At 70.0% G+C, this 19,242-nt stretch carries 25 protein-coding genes and 1 pseudogene; 15 read left to right on the plus strand and 11 right to left on the minus strand.

Annotation, left to right across the window (positions count from 1 at the left end; all coding sequences use genetic code 11):
* Nucleotides 1–148: 148 nt before the first annotated feature.
* Nucleotides 149–283 (minus strand): hypothetical protein, encoded by a 135-nt coding sequence (locus tag J2754_RS16445; protein ID WP_268238672.1) that lies wholly within the window; start codon nt 281–283, stop codon nt 149–151.
* Between the two features lie 123 nt (nt 284–406).
* Nucleotides 407–937, minus strand: coding sequence for an inorganic diphosphatase (locus tag J2754_RS09355; RefSeq protein WP_188877775.1), 531 nt, complete (start codon nt 935–937; stop codon nt 407–409).
* 113 nt (nt 938–1,050) lie between these two features.
* Here J2754_RS09355 and J2754_RS09360 point away from each other — a divergent pair, with 113 nt between their 5' ends.
* Nucleotides 1,051–1,404 (plus strand): PadR family transcriptional regulator, encoded by a 354-nt coding sequence (locus tag J2754_RS09360; RefSeq protein WP_188877774.1) that lies wholly within the window; start codon nt 1,051–1,053, stop codon nt 1,402–1,404.
* Nucleotides 1,405–1,425: 21 nt separating this feature from the next.
* Here J2754_RS09360 and J2754_RS09365 read toward each other — a convergent pair whose 3' ends face one another.
* Together J2754_RS09365 and rnhA are read right to left on the minus strand one after the other, a co-directional pair.
* Nucleotides 1,426–1,974 (minus strand): DUF7108 family protein, encoded by a 549-nt coding sequence (locus J2754_RS09365; RefSeq protein ID WP_211087253.1) that lies wholly within the window; start codon nt 1,972–1,974, stop codon nt 1,426–1,428.
* The gene (gene rnhA, locus J2754_RS09370; RefSeq protein ID WP_188877773.1) at nt 1,967–2,563 is read right to left on the minus strand and encodes a ribonuclease HI; all 597 of its coding nucleotides are present in this window, start codon (nt 2,561–2,563) and stop codon (nt 1,967–1,969) included. The genes J2754_RS09365 and rnhA overlap by 8 nt, the downstream gene beginning before the upstream one ends.
* 175 nt (nt 2,564–2,738) lie before the next feature.
* On the opposite strand from rnhA, the gene J2754_RS09375 reads away from it, so the two are divergent.
* The 5 genes from J2754_RS09375 to J2754_RS09395 all read left to right on the plus strand — a co-directional run bounded on the left by J2754_RS09375 (nt 2,739) and on the right by J2754_RS09395 (nt 8,094).
* On the plus strand, nt 2,739–3,449 hold the full coding sequence (locus J2754_RS09375) for a phosphoglycerol geranylgeranyltransferase (protein WP_211087254.1): 711 nt from the start codon (nt 2,739–2,741) through the stop codon (nt 3,447–3,449).
* A 61-nt stretch (nt 3,450–3,510) separates the two neighbouring features.
* Nucleotides 3,511–4,812, plus strand: a complete 1,302-nt coding sequence (gene aspS, locus J2754_RS09380; protein ID WP_211087255.1) for an aspartate--tRNA(Asn) ligase — start codon at nt 3,511–3,513, stop codon at nt 4,810–4,812.
* Between the two features lie 711 nt (nt 4,813–5,523).
* Nucleotides 5,524–6,357 carry a pantoate kinase gene (locus tag J2754_RS09385; protein WP_211087256.1) on the plus strand — a complete coding sequence of 278 codons (834 nt, stop codon included), beginning with the start codon at nt 5,524–5,526 and terminating at the stop codon, nt 6,355–6,357.
* A gap of 78 nt (nt 6,358–6,435) precedes the next feature.
* Complete coding sequence (locus J2754_RS09390) at nt 6,436–7,197, plus strand: 4-phosphopantoate--beta-alanine ligase (protein ID WP_211087257.1); 762 nt, start codon at nt 6,436–6,438, stop codon at nt 7,195–7,197.
* Nucleotides 7,198–7,275: 78 nt separating this feature from the next.
* On the plus strand, nt 7,276–8,094 hold the full coding sequence (locus tag J2754_RS09395) for a DUF7551 domain-containing protein (RefSeq protein WP_188877767.1): 819 nt from the start codon (nt 7,276–7,278) through the stop codon (nt 8,092–8,094).
* A gap of 6 nt (nt 8,095–8,100) precedes the next feature.
* On the opposite strand, the gene J2754_RS09400 is transcribed toward J2754_RS09395, so the two are convergent.
* The 3 genes and pseudogenes from J2754_RS09400 to dcd form a co-directional block, all read right to left on the minus strand.
* Entirely contained in the window at nt 8,101–9,006 is a 906-nt protein-coding gene (locus J2754_RS09400; protein ID WP_211087258.1) for a thiamine-phosphate synthase family protein, read from the minus strand.
* Nucleotides 9,007–10,707, minus strand: coding sequence for a dCTP deaminase domain-containing protein (locus J2754_RS16450; RefSeq protein ID WP_425350988.1), 1,701 nt, complete (start codon nt 10,705–10,707; stop codon nt 9,007–9,009). It lies immediately after the preceding gene.
* Nucleotides 10,693–11,046, minus strand: a pseudogene (dcd, locus tag J2754_RS16720) (dCTP deaminase); the annotation flags it as partial. The pseudogene dcd and the gene J2754_RS16450, both read right to left, overlap by 15 nt.
* 98 nt (nt 11,047–11,144) lie before the next feature.
* On the opposite strand from dcd, the gene pth2 reads away from it, so the two are divergent.
* The 8 genes from pth2 (at nt 11,145) to J2754_RS09445 (ending at nt 15,217) form a co-directional block, all read left to right on the plus strand.
* Nucleotides 11,145–11,483: a peptidyl-tRNA hydrolase Pth2 gene (gene pth2, locus J2754_RS09410; RefSeq protein WP_188877764.1), complete on the plus strand. Its 339-nt coding sequence runs from the start codon at nt 11,145–11,147 to the stop codon at nt 11,481–11,483.
* The gene (truD, locus tag J2754_RS09415; RefSeq protein ID WP_211087260.1) at nt 11,483–12,859 is read left to right on the plus strand and encodes a tRNA pseudouridine(13) synthase TruD; all 1,377 of its coding nucleotides are present in this window, start codon (nt 11,483–11,485) and stop codon (nt 12,857–12,859) included. Before pth2 ends, truD begins: the two co-directional genes overlap by 1 nt.
* A 42-nt stretch (nt 12,860–12,901) precedes the next feature.
* Complete coding sequence (locus tag J2754_RS09420; protein ID WP_188877762.1) at nt 12,902–13,624, plus strand: DUF2103 domain-containing protein; 723 nt, start codon at nt 12,902–12,904, stop codon at nt 13,622–13,624.
* Between the two features lie 56 nt (nt 13,625–13,680).
* Nucleotides 13,681–13,968 (plus strand): 50S ribosomal protein L37ae, encoded by a 288-nt coding sequence (locus tag J2754_RS09425; RefSeq protein WP_188877761.1) that lies wholly within the window; start codon nt 13,681–13,683, stop codon nt 13,966–13,968.
* Nucleotides 13,969–13,974: 6 nt separating this feature from the next.
* On the plus strand, nt 13,975–14,109 hold the full coding sequence (locus J2754_RS09430; RefSeq protein ID WP_123074201.1) for a DNA-directed RNA polymerase subunit P: 135 nt from the start codon (nt 13,975–13,977) through the stop codon (nt 14,107–14,109).
* A gap of 25 nt (nt 14,110–14,134) precedes the next feature.
* Nucleotides 14,135–14,398 (plus strand): KEOPS complex subunit Pcc1, encoded by a 264-nt coding sequence (locus J2754_RS09435; protein WP_211087261.1) that lies wholly within the window; start codon nt 14,135–14,137, stop codon nt 14,396–14,398.
* Nucleotides 14,399–14,589: 191 nt separating this feature from the next.
* Complete coding sequence (locus J2754_RS09440) at nt 14,590–14,970, plus strand: prefoldin subunit beta (protein WP_188877759.1); 381 nt, start codon at nt 14,590–14,592, stop codon at nt 14,968–14,970.
* A 4-nt stretch (nt 14,971–14,974) separates the two neighbouring features.
* Nucleotides 14,975–15,217: a DUF3194 domain-containing protein gene (locus J2754_RS09445; RefSeq protein WP_188877758.1), complete on the plus strand. Its 243-nt coding sequence runs from the start codon at nt 14,975–14,977 to the stop codon at nt 15,215–15,217.
* Between the two features lie 213 nt (nt 15,218–15,430).
* Here the strand turns inward: J2754_RS09445 and J2754_RS09450 are convergent, their stop codons facing one another.
* The 4 genes from J2754_RS09450 to J2754_RS09465 all read right to left on the minus strand — a co-directional run bounded on the left by J2754_RS09450 (nt 15,431) and on the right by J2754_RS09465 (nt 18,604).
* Nucleotides 15,431–17,305, minus strand: a complete 1,875-nt coding sequence (locus J2754_RS09450; protein ID WP_188877757.1) for a DUF2070 family protein — start codon at nt 17,303–17,305, stop codon at nt 15,431–15,433.
* A gap of 6 nt (nt 17,306–17,311) precedes the next feature.
* Nucleotides 17,312–17,863, minus strand: coding sequence for a GMP synthase subunit A (locus tag J2754_RS09455; RefSeq protein ID WP_188877756.1), 552 nt, complete (start codon nt 17,861–17,863; stop codon nt 17,312–17,314).
* A gap of 64 nt (nt 17,864–17,927) precedes the next feature.
* Nucleotides 17,928–18,065: a hypothetical protein gene (locus J2754_RS09460; RefSeq protein ID WP_211087262.1), complete on the minus strand. Its 138-nt coding sequence runs from the start codon at nt 18,063–18,065 to the stop codon at nt 17,928–17,930.
* A complete protein-coding gene (locus J2754_RS09465; protein ID WP_188877754.1) occupies nt 18,062–18,604 on the minus strand; it encodes a DUF7097 family protein in 543 nt (180 codons plus the stop codon). The genes J2754_RS09460 and J2754_RS09465 overlap by 4 nt, the downstream gene beginning before the upstream one ends.
* A gap of 82 nt (nt 18,605–18,686) precedes the next feature.
* On the opposite strand from J2754_RS09465, the gene J2754_RS09470 reads away from it, so the two are divergent.
* Nucleotides 18,687–19,043 (plus strand): DUF192 domain-containing protein, encoded by a 357-nt coding sequence (locus tag J2754_RS09470; protein ID WP_211087263.1) that lies wholly within the window; start codon nt 18,687–18,689, stop codon nt 19,041–19,043.
* Nucleotides 19,044–19,242: the final 199 nt, after the last annotated feature.

Consider the following 19,242-nt stretch of genomic DNA (forward strand, 5'->3'; position numbering starts at 1 on the left):
GGGAGGCGAGCCACGGACGGCGATCGGTGGCGACGGGGCAGCAGCGACGCGACGTTATACGTCGTCGGTGGCGGTGGCGACGGGGCAGCAGCGACGCGACGTTATACGTCGTCGGTGGCGGTGGCGACGGGGCAGCAGCGACGCGACGTTATACGTCGTCGGTAGCGGTGGCGTCCCCGTCCGCGGTGTCGTCGGCGTCGGCGGCGTCGTCGGCGTCGTCGTCGTAGTTCGTCGGGACGACGGTGAGGTGATCGAGGCCGACCGCGGGACGGTTCGTGGACATACGCGACCGTCGGGCCGCCACGCCCAAAGTATTACCCATGCGCATACCTCATCGGCGTGCCGGCGGCGGATACCCGATGGTAATCGGCGCCACGACGCGGCACAAAGAAGCGGGGCGGGTGCGTTAGAAGTTCTCGTCGTAGAGGTGCTGGGCGTGCTCGATGGCGTCCTTCGCCGTCTGCGCGTCCTCCCAGTCGCCGACGGAGACCTCCTTGCCCTCCTCGAGGTTCTTGTAGGTCTCGAAGAACTCGGCGATCTCGGCCTTCTTCTGCTCGGTGAGGTCCTCAACGTCGGTGATGTGGTCGTAGCGCGGGTCCTCCTCGGGGACGGCGATGACCTTGTCGTCCTTCTCGCCGTCGTCGTCCATCCGCATGAGGGCGACGGGGCGAGCTTCGATGACGCACTCGGGGAACGTCTGATCTTTCACGAGGACGAGGACGTCGAAGGGGTCCCCGTCGTCGTAGTAGGTCTGCGGCATGAAGCCGTAGTCCGAGGGGTAGTGGACGTTGCTGTGGAGGACGCGATCGAGCACCGTGCCCGGGATGTCCTTATCGTACTCGTACTTGTTGCGCTCGCCCTTCAGACACTCGACGACCGCGTAGACGGTGTCGGGCGCGTCGGGTCCGGTTTCGAGGTCTTCCCAGAGGTTGACCATAACGATTTGGTGTGCGATTGACGCCGTAAAGGGCCTTTCGGGTCACCGGAGCGGGACTCAACGCCGGAATCGTGAGAAGCGTTTAAATACCGTCTGTGTCATTAAGTACAACTATGTCAGAGGCACAACGCGCGGCGCGTACCGGCGTCCGCGATCTGACAGCGTTCCAGAAGAACATCCTCGTGGTCCTCGCCGAAGAACCACGATACGGGCTCGCGGTCAAGCGGGAGCTCGAAGAGTACTACGGCGAGGAAGTCAACCACGGCCGACTCTACCCGAACCTCGACGACCTCGTCGAGGAGGGGATGGTCGAGAAAAGCGAACTCGACAAGCGGACCAACCAGTACGCGCTGACGGACGCCGGCGTCGAGGCCGTCTTCGACGACCTCTCGTGGGCGCTCGAGAAGTTCGTCGCGACCGGCGAGCGCGCCGCGCGGATCCGCGACGTCGTCGCCGAGTACGAATAACGGGGCGGTGCGGACGTCCCGCTACGGCACCTCTTCGTCTACGAGTGCGAACGCGTAGCGCAGCGACTCTGAGAGCCGATCGAGCTGTGCGTCGCTCGGCCACGCGTTGCGCACGAGGTACTCCTCGCGGAACTCGTCGAGCTCGTCGCGCGTGAGCGCCTCGATCGGCTTCGCGTAGTGATTGCTGGCGAAGTCGGCGAGCGCCGTCACCGTCTCGCCGTGGACGCTCCCGTGCGCCTCGTGGACCGCGCGGGCGATCCCGCGGTTGTGCGTGGCGACCTCGTCCCACTCGTCGGGGTCGCCCGGGCCGCCGAGGGGGCGCTCGACGGCCTCCTCGGGGTCGAAGCGGTCCATCCGGATCGTCCCCGCCTCGTCGAGCCACGCTTCGGGGTAGCAGACGAGCGTGACGGTGCCGCCGTCCTCGCGCTCGCGGGCCGCGTACCCCGCCTCGGCGAGCAGGGCGTCGCGCTCCGATCGATAGGCGTCGGCCTCGTCGGGGTCGCTCGCGCGCAGAGCGAGACAGGTGAGACGTTCGGCCTCGGCGACCGTCTCCGCGGATAGCTCAGGCACGATCGAGCGCCTCGTTCGCCAGGTCGTCCGCGCGCTCGTTCACTTCCCGGGGGACGTGCGTGATCGACCAGTCGTCGAACTCGCCCAGCAGTTCCCGGACGCGCACACGACGCTCGCGGAGGGCGGGGTCGTTCGTGTCCCACGCGCCCGTCACCTGCTTGGCGACGAGTTGAGAGTCCCCGCGGATCTCGATCTCGTCGAAGCCGAAGTCGGTCGCGGCCTCGAGGACGGTGATGAGCGCGTCGTACTCCGCGCGGTTGTTCGTCGTCGACCCGATCGTCTCCGACCCCTCGGCGACGATGCCGTCGCCGGGCGAGACGAGCACCCAACCGACCGCCGCGGGGCCGGGGTTACCCCGGGACGCGCCGTCGAAGTACGCGTGGACGCGGCCGCCGTGCTCGCGGAGGACGGCGGTGACGTCCGCAGGGCGTGCGCCCTGCACGACCACCTGATCGTCGTAGGCGACGGCGCTCGCGTCGCCGAGCGTCGCCCGCCAGCGCTCGTGCTCGGTGTTCCCCTCGGCGAACGTCGCGCCCGCCTCGTCGAGGCGCGTGCGGGCCGCGTCGGGGTCGCAGTCGATGACCGGCATTCGGGTGAACGTCGGGGCGGTGCGAGTAAAGGGGTTACCGTTCGGCGCGCGGCGCCCGAACGACGGCGGGCGGGCGGACACCGCGAGCGGACGGGCGCGGGCGGCGTTCGTGCCGGCGAGCGCGCCGAGCCGGCGGTCCGAAGGGGTTTTGCTGGCCCGGATTTATACCCCGAGCATGCACTCCCCGTGGGCCGACTGGGACCACGTCCTCAAGGTCGACCCGGACAAGGACCTCGTCGACGGCGAGACCTTCGACGACGTCTGCGAGACCGGGACGGACGCCATCGAGATCGGCGGCACCCTCGACGTGACGAGCGACAAGATGCGCCGCGTCATCGACGCCTGCCGGACGCACGACGTCCCGCTCTATCAGGAGCCGTCGAACCCCGCGGTCGTCGTCGAGGACGACGCGCTCGACGGCTATCTCGTTCCGGTCGTGATGAACGCGGGCGACGTCGCGTGGATCACGGGCGCGCACAAGGAGTGGGTCCGCATCGACGACGTCGACTGGGCGCGTACCGCGACCGAGGCCTACATCGTCCTGAACCCGGAGGCTTCCGTCGCCGAGCTCACGGACGCCGACTGCGAGCAGAACGCGGACGACGTCGCGGCGTACGCGGAAGTCGCGGAGCGGATGCTCGGACAGGACGTCGTCTACGTCGAGTACTCGGGAACGCTCGGCGATCCCGAGAAGGTCGCGGCGGCCTACGACGCTCTGGAGGAGGCGACGCTGTTCTACGGCGGCGGCATCCACGACTACGACGACGCCTACCTGATGGGCCAGCGCTCGGACGTCGTCGTCGTCGGGGACCTGCTACACGAGGAGGGGTGTGAGGCGGTCCGCGAGACGGTCGAGGGCGCCCGCGACGGGAAGGCCGCGCGGTAGGCGGACGTCCCCGCCGACGCGAAGGGCGGCATTTAAGCGCGCCACGCCGATATGGGCGCACATGGACGAGAGAACGTACACGGCCGACGCCGAACCGGGCGACCACGTGACGGTCGCCGGGTGGGTTCACGAGGTCCGCGACCTCGGCGGGATCGCCTTCCTCATCCTCCGAGACAAGTCCGGCAAGATCCAAGTGAAGTTCGAGAAGGACGAGATGGACGAGGACCTCGTCGAGACGGGGCTCAACGTCCACCGCGAGTCCGTCATCAGCGTCACCGGCGAGGTGGAGGCGGAGGATCGCGCCCCGACGGGCGTCGAGATGCTCCCCGGGTCGGTGGAGGTCCTGAACGAGGCGGACGCGGAGCTCCCCCTCGACCCCTCCGGGAAGGTCGACGCCGACCTCTCGACGCGCCTCGACAACCGGACGCTCGACCTCCGGAAGAAGGAGGTACAGGCGATCTTCGAGATCCGAGCCGAGGTCCTGCGCGCGGTCCGCGACTACTTCCGAAGCATCGGCAGCACGGAGATCAACACGCCGAAGATCGTCGCCACCGGCACCGAGGGCGGCACGGAGCTCTTCCCGATCACGTACTTCGGCGAGGAGGCGTTCATGAACCAGAGCCCGCAGCTCTTCAAGCAGCTGATGGTCGGCTCCGGGCTGGAGCGCGTCTTCGAGGTCGGCCCGATCTTCCGCGCGGAGGAGCACAACACGCCCCGACACCTGAACGAGGCGACGATGATCGACTTCGAGTCCGCGTTCATCGACCACGAGGAGGCCATGGACGTCTGTGAGGGCACGCTGAAGGCGGCCTACGAGGCCGTCGCCGAGAACTGCACCGAGGAGCTCGACCTGCTCGGCTACGACGACTTCGAGACGCCGGACGGCGACTTCCCACGGCTCACCTACGAGGAGGCCATCGAGCGCATCAACGCGACGGGCGAGCTCGACGAGCAGCTCGTCTACGGCGACGACCTCTCGACGGAGGCCGAGCGCGCGCTCGGCGACGACGTCGGCAGACACTACTTCATCACGGACTGGCCGAGCGAGATCAAACCCTTCTACATCCAGGACTACGAGGACGACCCCACGACCTCGAAGGGGTTCGACCTGATGCACCCCCGCATGGAGCTCGTCTCCGGCGGGCAGCGCGAGCACCGCTACGGGGCGCTCGTCGAGGGCTTCGAACAGCAAGGGCTCGACCCGGAGCAGTTCGACTACTACACGAAGATGTTCAAATACGGCATGCCGCCCCACGCGGGGTGGGCGTACGGCGTCGAGCGCCTCATCATGACGATGCTCGGCTTGGAGAACATCCGGGAGGCGGTGCTGTTCCCGCGAGACCGGCAGCGTCTGAGTCCATAGGACGAAGACCTGCCGGGCCAGGAAGACGCCGTCGGCGTCTTCCGCGACCGGCACCGGCTTTCGCCGTGAGGCGAGCACGTTGACGAGCCAGTGAGGCACGCGAAGCGTGTCTCACGCGATCGGCAGCCTCTGAGTCCGTAGACGAAGACCTGCTGAGCCGAGAAGACGCCCCAGCGTCTTCCGTGATCGACAGCGCACGTCGCCGTAAGGCGACGGCGCGGCCCGGCGGACGGGAGGGGAGCGAAGCGGAGCGGACCGAGCGGGGTCCCGCGAGATCGACACCGGCCCCCGCAGAGGCGCGCACGTCGAACCACGTTCACGTCGCCCCGGTCCGCGCCGGCGACGTCTCTGACGTGGCGGTCGCTCGCGGTTTTGCGGTCTGCGGTGTCTCGGACGTGTGACGAACCCGGGCCGGAAAGGGAACGAGCGCACGAGTGCGGACGCAACGAGGCCGAGACGGCCCCGCCGCGTTCCCCCGGTGGTCGATGGCTCCCCCCTCGAAGGAGTAACCGGATCTACGGTCGTCGTAATCCGTCTCGCGCGGGAGCTCCGACAATCGACGCCTCCGGTCGCGGGCTGGTGTCGCTACTTCGACCGCGCGGATGACGGTTTTGGCTGCGGGACGACAGATCGACGGGCGTACTGGTCGCGCACCGCGGCGGTCGGGACGAACTGCAAGCCTTAACCGGGGGCCGCACTCACCACGGAACGATGACCGACGAGGCCGCGGCGTTCGTCCCCGGACACATCACGGGATTCTTCTCCGTCCACCGGGCCGGGACGCCGGCGAAGACCGGGTCGCGGGGGGCGGGCGTGACGCTCGCGGACGGCGTCAGGGTCCGGGTCGCGCCGGCGAGCGAGCGGACGGTGACGCTGAACGGCCGCGAGACGACCGTGCCGGCGGCCGAACACGTGTTGGACGCGCTCGACGCCACCGCGTCGGTGACGGCGTCGACCGACCTCCCGGTGGGGGCGGGCTTCGGCGTCTCGGGCGGGATCGCGCTCGGCGCGGCGCTAGCGGCGAACGGCGCGTTCGAGACGGGGCGCTCGGAGAACGACCTCGTGCGACTCGCTCACGAGGGCGAAGTCGCGGCGGGGACCGGACTCGGCGACGTGGTCGCCCAAGCGCGCGGCGGCGTCCCGATCCGCCTCGATCCGGGGGCGCCGCCCCACGGACAGCTCGACGGCGTGCCGGCGACGGGCCGGATCGAGTACGTCTCGCTCGGCGAGCTCTCGACGGCGGACGTGCTCGCGGGCTCGACGGCACGGCTGTCGTCGGCCGGCGTGCGGGCGCTGGAGTCGCTGCGCGAGCGGCCGACGATCGAGGGGTTCGTCCGGGAGTCGCGGCGGTTCGCGGAGGAGGCGGATCTCCTCACGCCGGAGGTCGAGCAGATCGTCGCGGACGTCGTCGAGGCGGGCGGCGAGGCGTCGATGGCGATGCTCGGACACACGGTGTTCGCGCTCGGACACGGGCTGAGCGACGCGGGGTACGATGCGGCAATGACGCGCGTGCACGACGCGGGCGCGAGTCTCACGGGCGAGTAAGGCGACGACCCCGGGTAAGACGAGGAGTCGGGAGCGAGAGACGCGGCGCTTTTGACGGTACGCGGCCGAACCGAGGGTATGAGCGACGAGGTCGACGTCCCGGAGGACCACCCCCGATATCAGTCACTGGTGACGCGCCACCGGATCGAGGACGGCGTGGAGAAGGGGATCACGAGCACGCAGGGGCTGATCGCGGAGGGGCGCGGGGAGGCCTTCGACTACCTGCTCGGCGAGGAGACGATCCCGAGCGCGGATCGGGCGGCGCGCGCGGCGGCGGCGCACTTCCTGCTCGCCGAACACCCCGTGATCAGCGTGAACGGGAACGTCGCGGCGCTGGTGCCCGAGGAAGTGGTGGCCCTGGCCGGCGCGACCGGTGCCGACATCGAGGTGAACCTCTTCGGACGGACGGCAGAGCGTGTGCAGGCCATCGCCGACCACCTCCGCGAGCACGGCGCGACGGAGGTGAAGGGGCTGACGGCGGACGCGCGCATCCCCGGGCTCTCCCACGAGCGCGCGAAGGTCGACGCGGACGGGATCTACGACGCCGACGTCGTGCTCGTGCCCCTCGAAGACGGCGACCGCGCGGAGGCGCTGGGCGAGATGGGGAAGACGGAGATCGTGATCGACCTGAACCCGCTCTCGCGGAGCGCCCGGACCGCCGCGGTCCCCATCGTCGACAACATCCTGCGCGCGCTCCCGAACGTCACGCGCCACGCGCGCGACCTCGCGGGGTCGTCGCGCGAGGAGTTGGAGGCGATCGTCACGGAGTTCGACCGCGACGCGGCGCTCGAAGCCGCGGAGCGTCGCCTCAGGGAGGGCGCGCTCGCGGACGGCGAGTGAGTCCGGGACCACAACACCCATTACGTTTTAGGCTAGCCTAAACACATGGCGCGACACTCGGAACGGGTGGTGGTGTAGATGGTCGGGCGGACACTCGACGAGATCCGCGAGCGCCTGGAAGGGTACGCCTGCGACGACGGCTCGTACTACCTCGCGTGCGCTCGAACGGGGGAGCGGCCGATTCCCTCGGGCGATCGCCGCTTTCCGGACCGCGGGACGGCGACGCAGGCCGCCGACCTCGTGGACGCCTACCGGGCGGAGTTACGGCAGTACGACCCGCACCTACCACACCGGGACGTCATCGTCCGACAGCTTCCGCGGGAGCCGACGGGCGACGCCACCGTCCACACGCCGACGGACCGGAGCGAGTTCTGCCACGAGGTCGCCGCCGCGGTCTTCGAGACGCTCTCGGGGGGTGGCTTCCGCGACGCGGAGCGCGCCGTGATGGACGCCTACCTCGACGCCGCGGAGACCGTCGACGACCCCGACGACCTCTGTCTGCTCCTCCTGCGGAGCATGGGCGCGGTGCTCGACGAGATGCTGAGCGTCCACGAACAGGAGGTCGTCCTGAACCGGGCGGCGGGGCGACTCGATCCCGTCGCCGAGCCGACCGACGCGCTCACGGACAGCCTCGACAGCGTCGCGGCGGCCGGCCTGCTCGACGCGTACCGCGTCGACGGCCCGGCGGAGTCGCCGACGGTCGCCCTCGACGGCTACGCGCTCGGACGCGGTCAGCGGGTGCTCACGCTCCCGCTCGCGGTCGAGTTGCTACGGCGACGCCCGGGCGCGGACGTCCGCTTCGAACCGACCGACGACGACGAACCGGGCTTTCGCGTCACCGTCGTCGATCGGGCGTGTCACAGCCCGCGGGGGCTCTTGCGCGTCGGCACCTCGTAGTCAGAATCAGCAGAAGGACCGGACGGCCGCGGCGACGCTCGGCGCGTCGTCGCCGAGCACGTAGACGATGGGTTCGACGCCGTAGCCGCCGGTCTGGTAGAGCGCGCGCGTGTCCGGCGCGTCCGCGACGGCGTCGCGCACCGCGCTTCGCGTGTCGTCGGATTCGGACTCCGCGGGGAACTCGACCGGGGCGTAGCCCGCCTCGGCGAGGGAATCGATCAGGTCGGGGGAGTACGCGACGTTGATCGCGGCGCGCGCGTCGCTCCCGGCGTCGCGGGCCGCGAGGAGCACGGTAGCGACGTGCGCGGAGACGCCGAACTCGGGGTCCGAGGGGACGGTCGTCCGTCCCATCACGTCGAAGATCCGCCCGGGGACGCCAGCGACGTCCTCCGGCGTCTCGGCGTCCGGGAGACACTCGACGAGGTTCGAGCCGACCGCGGGGATGAGCGTGGCGAACCCCGAGGCGCGCTCCAGGAACTTGACGCCGCGGCGGAGGTCCGCGAGGACGTGTTCGCGCTCCCGGAGCGCCCCCTCGCCCGTCCCGCGGAAGTCGACGCCCGCCCCCGCGAGCTCGGGCATCTGCTCGGCGTGGATGTCCGCGAGCACGTCGCCCGGCGCTTCGAGGTCGCGCACGAGCGCCTCGGCTTCCGCGAGCGCGCCGACGCGCGAGAGCGTTCCGTCCGCGAGGCCGTCGGCCACCTCCGCGACGTGATCGGTGACGCGCTCGTCCGTCTCTATCTCCGCGCGCGTCCCGACCTCTCCCTTCGCGTACTTCGAGACCGCGCTCTGGCTCACCCCGAGCAGGTCGGCGACCGCCTGCTGGGTGAGCCCGCGATCCCGGAGCGCCGCCGCGAGCAGCGAGCGGTACGTCGGGAGGAACTCGTCGACGACGACCTCCTCGAGAAAGCGCATCTACGCGTCCCCCCCGCCTCCGCCCCCGGACTGGTCGCCGCCGAACTCCGCGTCGCCCTGGATGCGCGAGGCCTGCGGGCCGTCTTGGTCCTGGTACTTCGAGCCGCGCGCGGCGCCGTAGGGTCGTTCGGCCGGCGAGGAGAGCTCCGTGAAGACGAGCTGGCTGATCCGCATGTCGGGCGTGAGCGCGACAGGTGCGGTTCCGAGGTTCGAGAGTTCGAGCGTGATCTTGCCGTGGAAACCGGGGTCGATGAAGCCGGCGGTGTTGGAGAGGAACACGCCACCGAATCCACCGAGGAAGTTCTCCACGCGCCGGCCCCGCGGCTGGACTTCGAGGTCGTACGTCGTCTCGATGCGGCCGGTGTCCTCGACGGACTCCACGCGGTCGAACCGGACGTTCCCATTGAGAATCGCGTCGAGGCGACTCACGTCGGCATCGTGGTCGGCGTAGCAGTCACGGAGTCGGGCGAGCGTCTCGCGTGTGACCACGTCGTACGTTCGGTTCTCGACGTTCGAGACGGACGACTTCGAGGAACGCCCGATGGCGTCCGCGACGTCCGCCATGGTGAGACCGGCGTCCTCGCGCAGATCTCGGAGGAGGGCGGACGGGTTCGGAACGTACTGCCCGCGTTTGTGGGCATCCTCGTAGAAGTCGACTGCCCACTCGTCGCTCTGCGCATCGTTATCGCGCTGACGGTGGTACGTCGACGTCGCGTAGCCGAGGCGACTCCCGAGATAGGTCGCCCTGTCGGCGAGGGCTTCATTCGCGGTGTAGAGCGTATCGCGTCCGTCTCTTCGGTGGCCATCCCCATCGAGGAGCCCCTCGTAGAACGCCTCGACGACCTCGTCCGACCAGTTCCAGAGGCGTGCGGGGATGTTTTTCTCCGAGCCGGCCGCTGCGAGGGTTCGGAATATCCGGGACCAGAGCGCGGAGCAGATCGTCAGCTGGTGGACACCGTCCGAAGTCTGCGACCAAGAGACTGGCGTGTCGTACCGGGCAAACCAGTCCGCGACGCGCTCGAGTGGCTCGTGCTCCTTCTGACCGAGCACGACTTGTTTCCGCCTCGCGTACCCCTCCGCGACGTAGAACCCGAGTAGCCACCCGAGTTCGGGCGTGACGGGGATCGTCCTCGGGAGGCGTGTGTCACTCCCCTTGAACGCGAGCTCCGCGTCGGCCGGAACCGTCGTCCGCTTCGTCGCGGAGAGCGGAGCGCTGCCCCGAGAGCGATAATGCCGTCGAGACCCCGAGGGGACCCCTTCCCAGTCGACCGTCCCGACGCCGTCGGTCGCGTAGACCGTGACGTCGTCGGTGTGATCGCCGAGCACGTCGAGCAAGTCGAGTTCTGTCTCCGGCGTGGACGCGCTCGGAAGCGTCCCCGGGACCATCACGTACTCGCCGACCGCGTCCTCGCTCGCGAGCCGCGCCGTACGGCCGCGTTCGTCCAGCGTGAAGAGATTGTGGTCGCGCGTCACGCGGACGGTTCGGCCGGAGTCAAGCGTGACCTCGAAGACGCGCTTGGCGGGGTTCGTAATGAAATCAGTGATCGGGAACGTGTGAACTCCGAGCGAGTTCGGATCGAACGAGACGGCGTGCGCGTTCGGTTCCGCGGCGACGACGTCACCGATACGGTGGAACCCGAAGCCGTCCTCGGGCGTCCAGAGGAATATCTGCTCGTCAGCGGGGAGGGAGGCATGCACCACGACGGCGAGGCGGCCGAGCGAGGAGCGGCCCTCGACCTGCGCGACGAGGTCCGGGGGGACTTCGACGCGCTCTTTCGTCGTTCCGAGGACGAAGTCACCGGGGTGGAGGATGAACTCCTCGTCGGCCTCGACGTACGTCTCGCTCACGTACTCCTCGACCTCCGTCTGATCCGTCGGGTGGATACAGGGGATGTTCGCGTGTTGGAATTCGAGGAAGCGCTTGCCGAGCCGGACGTCGATGCTCGCGGGCTGGATCTGGAGTTCGGGATCGTCGAGCGGCTCGACGACGAGGTCGCCGGACTCCATGCGATCGAGGAGATCGGCGTCGGAGAGGATCATACGCACGGGGAGACGCCGGGGCGTGTTAAGCGAACCTCTCTGCGTCCGCTCCCGTGGCGGGTCGCCACGCCTATGCCGCCTTGGTCGCTTCCTCGGGTATGAAGCAGGTCATCGCCGCCCGGACGGATCTCGGGATGGGGCGGGGGAAGCTCGCCGCGCAGGTCGCGCACGCCGCCATGAACGCCGCGGAGAACGCCGGTCCGGACGCGGTGCGCGCGTGGAGGGACGCGGGCCAGCCGAAGATCGTCGTGAAGGTCGGCTCCGAGTCCGAGCTCCTCGAGGTCGCTGAGAACGCCCGGCGCCGCGGCCTCCCGACGTCGATCGTCCGCGACGCCGGGCGCACGCAACTCGACTCGGGGACGGCGACGACGTGCGGTGTCGGACCCGCGCAGGACAACGAGGTGGACGCCGTCACGGGCGACCTCTCGCTCTACTGATGCGCGCCGCCCACGAGATCGAGCGCGCCGTCGGGATCGACTACTACGTGAGCGACGCGCCCGGCACCGGGGGGTCGCTCCGGGAGTCCGCCGCGGACTTCCGCGTGCGCGAGCTCGAAGCGTTCGACACCGAGCCCGCGGACGCCGACGCGGGCGCCTACCCGCACCTCGTCTTCCGCGCGACGCTGACGAACTGGGACACGAACGGCTTCGCTCGCGACCTCTCGAACAAGCTCGGGATCAGCCGCGAGCGCGTCTCGTGGGCGGGGACGAAGGACCGCAACGCCGTCACGACCCAGCTGTTCAGCGTGCGCGGCGTCGCCCCCGACGACCTGCCAGAGATCGGGAACGCGGAGCTCGACGTGGTCGGACGCGCGGGCCGCCCGATCCGCTTCGGCGACCTCCGGGGGAACGAGTTCCGAATCGTCGTCCGCGAGGCCGATCCAGGCCCCGTCGACGACGTGACGCGCGACCTCGCGGCGTTCGGCGGTGCGAACGGGGAGGCGAGTGCGAACGCGAGCGAGGAGGGTCACGCGGACGGTTCGGGCGAGGGCGCGACGAGCGTCGGGGTCCCGAACCTCTTCGGACAACAGCGTTTCGGCAGCTATCGGCCCGTGACTCACGAAGTCGGCCTCGCGGTCCTCCGCGGCGACTGGGAGGGGGCGGTGATGGCGTACGTCGGGAACCCCTCGACGGCGGAGCCCCCGGAGACGCGCGAGGCGCGGTCGTTCGTCGAGGAGACGCACGACTGGAGCGCGTCCATCGAGCGCTTCCCGCGACGCCTGCGCTACGAGCGCGCGGTGTTGAACGCGCTCGCGGAGAACGGGGGAGAGCGTCCCGAGGAGTTCCGCGAGGCCCTGGAGACGTTCCCGTCGAACCTCCAGCGGCTCTTCGTCCACGCCGCCCAATCGTACGTGTTCAATCGGATCTGCTCCGAGCGCCTCGAACGCGGTCTGCCGTTCGACCGGGCGGTCGCGGGCGACGTCGTCTGCTTCGCGGACGCGGATGGCGAACCGGTGCTTCCGGACGCGGATCGGACGCAGCGCGTCACGGCGGGCCGCGTGGAGGTCGTGAACCGCCACCTCGAACGCGGGCGGGCGTTCGTCACCGCGCCGCTCGTCGGTACGGACACCGAGTTCGGCGAGGGCGAACCCGGCGAGATCGAGCGCGAGGTCTGCGCGGACGTCGGAATCGAACCCGCCGACTTCGACCTCCCGGGGTCGTTCGACTCGACGGGGACGCGGCGCGCGATCCTCGTTCGGAGTGCCCTCACGGTCGAGCGCGATCCGCTCACGTTCGAGTTCGCGCTCCCGAAGGGGAGTTACGCGACCGTTCTCCTGCGCGAGTACCTCAAGAGCGGGCCGCTCTCGCTCTGAGGAAGCAGGGCGGTTTTACGTCACGCCCGCGTTCTCGCCGGCATGGAGTGTTCGCGTTGCGGGACCCCACTCGAGAAGCCGGGCGACTACTGCCTGGTGTGCGAGACCCGCAACGCGGACGCCGTCGTCGTCCATGCCGCGCCCGACCACGCGACGCTCACCTTCCTCGACGAGGACGAGGTGGTAGGACAGACGGACATCGCGACGACGCCGGAGGCGGACGCCGACCTCGAAGGCAGGCGGATCCGGAACTTCGCGGGGCGGATCGCGGACGAGGTGCGCCGGAAACGCCCCGAGGAGGTGTACGTCGCGGGCGACCGGGCGGTCGTACAGGCCGTGCGCGCCGACCTCCGCTACGACGTCTACCGCGTGCCGGCCGACGACCCCGTCGAGACCGTCGTCGAACGCCGCGGGGAGCGCGAGCTCGACGTCGTGGAGAAGGCGCCCGCGGAGAAGATCGGCGGGACGCACAGCACGCTGATCGGTGGGCGGGTCGGCCAGCGCGCGATCCGGGAAGTGGCCGCCCACCCGCACGTGAAGAAGGTGATCCCGGGTCCGATCGACGCGAGCGGATCGGGCGCGCGCGGCGGCGTCCGGGCGAAGGTGACGCGGGCGGACGGTAACGGGAACGTCCGGCTGTTGATCCGCGACGGCTCCAGCGTGCAGGAGAACCGCGTCGTCACGACGGCGATGGACCGCGAGACTGGCGAGCGCGTCCGCGACGACCTCAACGAGGCGTTAGAGGACGCGGAGCTCACGGGGTAGCGCGCGGTCGTCGACTCGTAGGGCTTATGTGCGCGCTGGAGCTAGTGGTCGATATCATGGCCAGCAAGGGCTCCAACAACACCGGTAGCGCGGGGCGCTTCGGTGCGCGCTACGGTCGCGTCGCACGACGCCGCGTCAGCGAGATCGAGAGCGACACGAACGACGACCACAGCTGTCCGGACTGTGGCTCCGACGCCGTCGACCGCAAGGGGACGGGCATCTGGCAGTGCGGCAAGTGCGGTTACAAGTTCGCAGGCGGCGCGTACCGGCCCTCGACGCCCGGGGGCGAGGCCGTCACGCGCTCCATCCGGACCGCCCTCGCCGAGGAGGAGTCCGAGGCGTAACGGTCGATGTCGTACAAGTGCTCCCGCTGTAAGCGAGACGTCGAACTGGACGCCTACGGCGGCGTCCGCTGTCCCTACTGCGGGCACCGCGTCCTGCTGAAGGAGCGCAGCCGCGACGTCAAGGAAGTCGACGTCCAGTAACGCGCCGTCGAGAGACGTGCGAGCGATGCATCGGACGTCACTCGTCTTCTCGTACGAGACCGAGCGCGTAGCCGCGGCCGTCGCCGACGCGGTGCGCGTCGAGGCCGGCGACATCGAGAGCGAGCGGACGCGAGCGAGCGTCGAGCGCGACGGCGAGACGGTACGCGTCGCGGTGACGGCGGCGGACCTGACCGCCCTGCGCGCCGGGACGAACACGTGGACGACGCTCGTGGCCGTCGCCGAGCGGGCGAACGAGGCCGGGCGAACTCACGCGGCCCTGCGGAGATAGGTCTAGCTATTTTTGCGTGGAGCGCATCGTCCCGTGCGCCGGTTCGATAGGCGGGTCGGGTCCGCACTCCTCGGACCCGGTCCGCGCGACTCCCCCTCTCCCCCCTCAACCGGCGTTTTCGGACCGACGAGCGCCAGCGACGGCGTCCGGCAAAGCGGGGGTTTTTACCTCCGGGCGTGCACGTTTCGGGCATGCAGGGCAACCTTCCGCCCGAGGCGCAGGAGAAGCTCGAAGAGCTGCAGGACCTTCAGGAGAAGGCCCAGACGGTCGCGGCGCAGAAGCAGCAGGCCGAGACGCAGCTCAGCGAGGCCGAGACGGCGCTCGACGAGCTCGACGAGATCGACGAGGACACCGTCATGTACCGCGAGGTCGGCGAGCTCCTCGTCCAGACCGACTACGACGAGGCCGCGGAGGACCTCGAAGAGAAGGTCGACAACCTCGAGATCCGCGTGCAGTCCCTGGAGAAACAGGAGACGCGCGTCGAAGACCAGTTCGAGGAGCTCCAGGAGGAGCTGCAGGGCATGCTCGGCGGCGCGGGCGGCATGATGGGCGGCGGGCCCGGCGGCGCGTAAGGCGATGGTCGACGACGAGACGGTCGTCCGAACCGCCGCGGAAGCCGCAGAAGGCCATCTCTTCTCGCGGGTGAAGCAATCCTACGTCCGCGACCTCGACGTCGCGGTGACGTTCGAGGACGGCGTGCTCACGGTGGACGTCTACGTGAACGCGCCCGAAGCGGGCGTCGACGAGGACGAGCTCGCGGACGACGCCGCGCGTGTCGGGCGTGAGGCGGTGGACGAGCTGTTCGCGGCCGAGGAGTAGGTCGCGACGCAGCGTTCTCGCGGTTCTTTCGTGTCGTGAGCCGTGCGCGTGGCGAAACAGCCGGCCGTCTCTCGGCGCGCGGCGGTCGGCCGGTGTCTCGCGAGGCCCCCGCGCGGTCTTCGTGGCGCTACACGGGGAGCGGTGGGTCCATCGTCACTGAAGAACCCGCGGATCGGCGCGCTCAGTCGGGTGAGAGCCGAGCGGCGAAGAAGTTCAGGTGAGCAGGAAGATGAGCGCGCTGACGAGCACGGTCGCGGCGACGACGACGGCGCCGAGGACGCTGCCGAGGGCGATGACGGCGTTGGCGTGGCTGGCGAGCGTCTCGGTGCGGTCGTTGCCGAAGACGGTGACTTCGGCGTGTTCGGTGGCGATGCCGGCCTCGACGGGTTCGAGGTCCGCGACGGCGTCGCCGGCGAGGTCGCCGACGAGAGTCGTGAGCTCGCGCTGGTCGATGACGTCGCCGACCTGATTCTCGGATTTGACGGTGTTGACGATGTGGGTGTCGGTCGTCATGATCTCGACGGCGTCGGGGTCGAAGCCGTGCGCGTCGACGAGCGCGTCGACGATGTCGCCGCGGAGACCGGGTTCCATGTTGTTGCCGTCGACGAGGACGTAGCACGCTCTCGTGCCCGCGACATCGGTGACGGCGACGCGAACGCCGAGCGGTCCGATACCCTCCTGTGGCGTCCAGACGGTGCGATCCCAGGCGACGCCGAGGGAGAGCGGCCCGCGCTCGGCGTCGGCGAGGCGCGAGCCGAGGTCGCCGGCCCCCTCGATGAGATTGAACGACCGGGGGGAGCCGGGGACGACGTGGCCGAGATCGTCGCCTTGGAGGCCGTTGTTCGAGTTGTGGGCGTCGGCGAGGAGGACGTCGTCGAGGCCGGCACAGCGCGCTTCGGCGGCGGCGGCGAGGCCGACGGCGTACTCGATGTCGTCGGCGAATCCGGGCGCGAAGGTGGCGACGAGGAGCGCGCCGTCGTCGCCGAAGCCCTGTCCGAGGAGGCTGGCGTCGCCGTGCGCGGTGCGGATCCGGGGGGTCGCCTCGCGGTCGTACTCGATGGACGCGGCGGCGCGTTCGGCGGCGTCGACGAGCGTATCGACCTCGCGTTCGGTGACGAGGTTGAAGTCGTGGCCGGCGGTGGCGTGCGGCGGGAAGGCGAGGCCCGTCGCGGTCTCGGCGACGCGTTGGGGGAGGTTGCCGCCGCCGATCTCGCCCATCGGGCCCGGGTGGATCATCGGGAGGACGAAGCGGGCTTTCTCCTCGCCGCCGGGGCGACGGAACGAGAGGACGGTGACGGGAACGATGGCGTCCTCGCCGATCTGCTCGAAGAAGTCCTCCAGTTCGCGGGTGCCCTCGGCGATGTGGCCGATGAACCCGCGGAGGAAGTCGAGGCCCGAGACCCCCAGACTCTGTCGCCACGGTCGGTCCATGGTGCGGACGAACCCGTAGGCGACGAGCGCGTAGAGGACGCTCATGCCGACGAGGAGGAGGAGGTCGTCGGGGGTGACGAGGAGGAGACGCGAGGGCGCGCTCTGCGGGCGCGAGAGGTAGGCGTTGAGCAGCGGGACGTCGATGGTGAGATAGCGCATCGTCCCGCTGTAGACGAAGAGGAGAACGCCCGCGGTGCCGGTCTGGAGGCTCGCGGGGATCGCGGCGAGCAGGAGGCTGTTGCGCGAGACGGCGAGCACGACGAGCAGGCGCAGGGCGAAGACGAGCGCGAGCGCGGCGATGAGGACGTCGAAGACGAAGTTCTGCCCGAGGCGCGTGAGGACGGCGAGGACGCTGGCGACGGCGAGCAGCGCGACGACGATGAGCTCACAGCAGAGCGCGAGGAGCGACGAGCGGTTGTACGTGAGTTGACCGTCGAGCCAGCCGTCGACCGGCGTGGTGAGGAGGCTGGCGACGACGGTGGGGATCCCGATGAAGAAGACTCCCTGCCAGGCGTCCTCCAGGGGGAACGAGGAGGTGAACGCGCCGACGCCGGCCAGCGCGGCGACGAGGAGGGCGAAGGTGAGGCTGGCGTACCAGTTCGGCGCGCGGAAGATGAACCGCGAGAGCGCCGCGAGGTCGCCCTGCGTCTCGGTCATGGACGCCTACTCGCAGCGCGCGAGGAAGTTCTCGAAGACGACGTCGCCGGCTTCGGTGTGTGCGACCTCCGGGTGCCACTGGACGCCGTAGCGCTCGCGCTCGGTGTCGCTCATGGCCTCGATGTCGCAGACGTCGCTCGTCGCGGTGCGAGCGAAGCCGTCGGGGACCGCTGTCACTTCGTCGGCGTGACTCGCCCACACGCGCGTCTCGGGGGCGAGCGAGCCGACGAGCGGGTCGTCCTCGTCGACGATCTCCACCGTGACGTCGGCGTAGCCGCCGTAGTCGCCGGAGCCGACGTCGCCGCCGTACTCCGCGGCGACGAACTGCATCCCGAGACAGATGCCGAGGATCGGAACGTCGAGGGAGAGGTACTCGTCGCAGCGACCGGTGCGGTCCATGCTCGGGCCGCCCGAGAGGACGAGGCCGTCGTACGCGGCGAGGTCGCTCGGCGCGGTGTCGTTGTCGACGAGGTCGGTGTCGACGCCGAGATCGCGGAGCGCCCGGTGTTCCAGGTGCGTGAACTGGCCGTGGTTGTCCACGACGGCGATTCGCGTCATGGCGTCCCCTATCGGCCGTCGCCGTAAAAAGTCCTCGTAGTCGCGTCGGAACGTGAGACCGGCGTCAGACGACGCGGAGTCGACGGGAGAGCGAGGGACACCGCCGCCGGACGCCGTCGGCCCACTTCCCGAGGTAGCGCCGGGCCGGGACCCGAGAGCCGACGGCGCGCGTCCGGCCGGCGCGCCGACGCGGCGTCGTCACTCGTCGTCGCGTCGCTCCGCGGCCGTCTCGAAGCCGAGTTCGTCGAGTTCGTCGCTCCGCCGGTCCTCGGCTTCGGCGAGCGCGTCGGGGCTCGGACTCGCGTCGTCGTCGATCCGCGCCCACGAGTCGTGAACGGCGGCGTGACACCACCGGCAGAGCGTCACCGTGATCTCGTGGTCGACGTCCCCGTTCGCGCGGTGCGCGGACTCGCTCCGGTCATCCGCGTAAGAGAAGTGGTGTTCTTCGAGGAGCGGGCGGGCGTCCGTGTGGGCGTCGCGGCGCGCTTCGAGGCCGCAGCGCGCGCACTCGCGGGCGGTCGAGGTCGAACGGTAGTGCGGGCAGTCGCGCCACTCCCAGTCGCCCGCGGCGACCGGACAGTGGTAGTCGTCGCCCGCGCGCTCAGCGGCGAAGTCGCGGTCGTGCTCGGGGTGCTCGAAGGCGTATCGACACTTCCCGTCGCCCGTGACGTGATCGCAGACCCCGGCGTGAGCGTAGGGATCGTCGACGCCGACGGCGGTCCCGGTCGGGGTCTTCTTCACCGGCTTCGTCTCGCGACGGGAGCGTCAAAGTCCTTTCCGCGCACCCCGAAGAGCCAAGCGCGTCGCCCTCCTCCCGTCCGACGTGCACGTCGTCCACGACCACGACGGCGCGACGGAAACGCTCGCCGCGACGGTCGACGTCGCCGAGTCGTTCCTCGCCCGGGCCCGCGGACTGATGTTCCGGGCGTCGGTCCCGTCGGACTACGCCCTCGTCTTCGAGTTCGACGAGCGGAAGCGCCGCGACGTCCACATGGTGTTCGTCCCCTTCGACATCGACGTCCTCTGGCTCGTCGACGACGAGGTGCAGGCGACGGAGACGCTGTCGGCGTGGACCGGCCTCGGCGCGGCGGCGGCAGATCGGCTCGTCGAGCTCCCGGCGGGCGCGGCGTCGGACGTCGCCGTGGGCGACACGGTGCGCGTGACGCGACGGGACGCGTAGGCGAGGCGGATTCCCGGGACGCGAGACGGGGGCGAGCGACGCGTGGGGCCCGCGTACCATCACGGTCGTTCCCGACCGTTCCGACCGGTTTAAGAGGCTCGACGCCGTCGGTGGAGGTACGATGACGTCAGACACGACGACGTCGGAGGATAGGGGAAGTCGCCGCAAGGCGGCTGGCCGTGAAATCCGACGGTAACGA

Source organism: Halarchaeum nitratireducens, from assembly GCF_017874695.1.
GTDB classification, from domain to species: Archaea; Halobacteriota; Halobacteria; order Halobacteriales; family Halobacteriaceae; genus Halarchaeum; species Halarchaeum nitratireducens.

Coding starts and splice junctions, on each gene's coding strand:
- J2754_RS16445 (WP_268238672.1), bottom strand. CDS start 283: ATGTCCACGAACCGTCCCGCGGTCGGCCTCGATCACCTCACCGTCGTC.
- J2754_RS09355 (WP_188877775.1), bottom strand. CDS start 937: ATGGTCAACCTCTGGGAAGACCTCGAAACCGGACCCGACGCGCCCGAC.
- J2754_RS09360 (WP_188877774.1), top strand. CDS start 1,051: ATGTCAGAGGCACAACGCGCGGCGCGTACCGGCGTCCGCGATCTGACA.
- rnhA (WP_188877773.1), bottom strand. CDS start 2,563: ATGCCGGTCATCGACTGCGACCCCGACGCGGCCCGCACGCGCCTCGAC.
- J2754_RS09375 (WP_211087254.1), top strand. CDS start 2,739: ATGCACTCCCCGTGGGCCGACTGGGACCACGTCCTCAAGGTCGACCCG.
- aspS (WP_211087255.1), top strand. CDS start 3,511: ATGGACGAGAGAACGTACACGGCCGACGCCGAACCGGGCGACCACGTG.
- J2754_RS09385 (WP_211087256.1), top strand. CDS start 5,524: ATGACCGACGAGGCCGCGGCGTTCGTCCCCGGACACATCACGGGATTC.
- J2754_RS09390 (WP_211087257.1), top strand. CDS start 6,436: ATGAGCGACGAGGTCGACGTCCCGGAGGACCACCCCCGATATCAGTCA.
- J2754_RS09395 (WP_188877767.1), top strand. CDS start 7,276: ATGGTCGGGCGGACACTCGACGAGATCCGCGAGCGCCTGGAAGGGTAC.
- J2754_RS09400 (WP_211087258.1), bottom strand. CDS start 9,006: ATGCGCTTTCTCGAGGAGGTCGTCGTCGACGAGTTCCTCCCGACGTAC.
- pth2 (WP_188877764.1), top strand. CDS start 11,145: ATGAAGCAGGTCATCGCCGCCCGGACGGATCTCGGGATGGGGCGGGGG.
- truD (WP_211087260.1), top strand. CDS start 11,483: ATGCGCGCCGCCCACGAGATCGAGCGCGCCGTCGGGATCGACTACTAC.
- J2754_RS09420 (WP_188877762.1), top strand. CDS start 12,902: ATGGAGTGTTCGCGTTGCGGGACCCCACTCGAGAAGCCGGGCGACTAC.
- J2754_RS09425 (WP_188877761.1), top strand. CDS start 13,681: ATGGCCAGCAAGGGCTCCAACAACACCGGTAGCGCGGGGCGCTTCGGT.
- J2754_RS09430 (WP_123074201.1), top strand. CDS start 13,975: ATGTCGTACAAGTGCTCCCGCTGTAAGCGAGACGTCGAACTGGACGCC.
- J2754_RS09435 (WP_211087261.1), top strand. CDS start 14,135: ATGCATCGGACGTCACTCGTCTTCTCGTACGAGACCGAGCGCGTAGCC.
- J2754_RS09440 (WP_188877759.1), top strand. CDS start 14,590: ATGCAGGGCAACCTTCCGCCCGAGGCGCAGGAGAAGCTCGAAGAGCTG.
- J2754_RS09445 (WP_188877758.1), top strand. CDS start 14,975: ATGGTCGACGACGAGACGGTCGTCCGAACCGCCGCGGAAGCCGCAGAA.
- J2754_RS09450 (WP_188877757.1), bottom strand. CDS start 17,305: ATGACCGAGACGCAGGGCGACCTCGCGGCGCTCTCGCGGTTCATCTTC.
- J2754_RS09455 (WP_188877756.1), bottom strand. CDS start 17,863: ATGACGCGAATCGCCGTCGTGGACAACCACGGCCAGTTCACGCACCTG.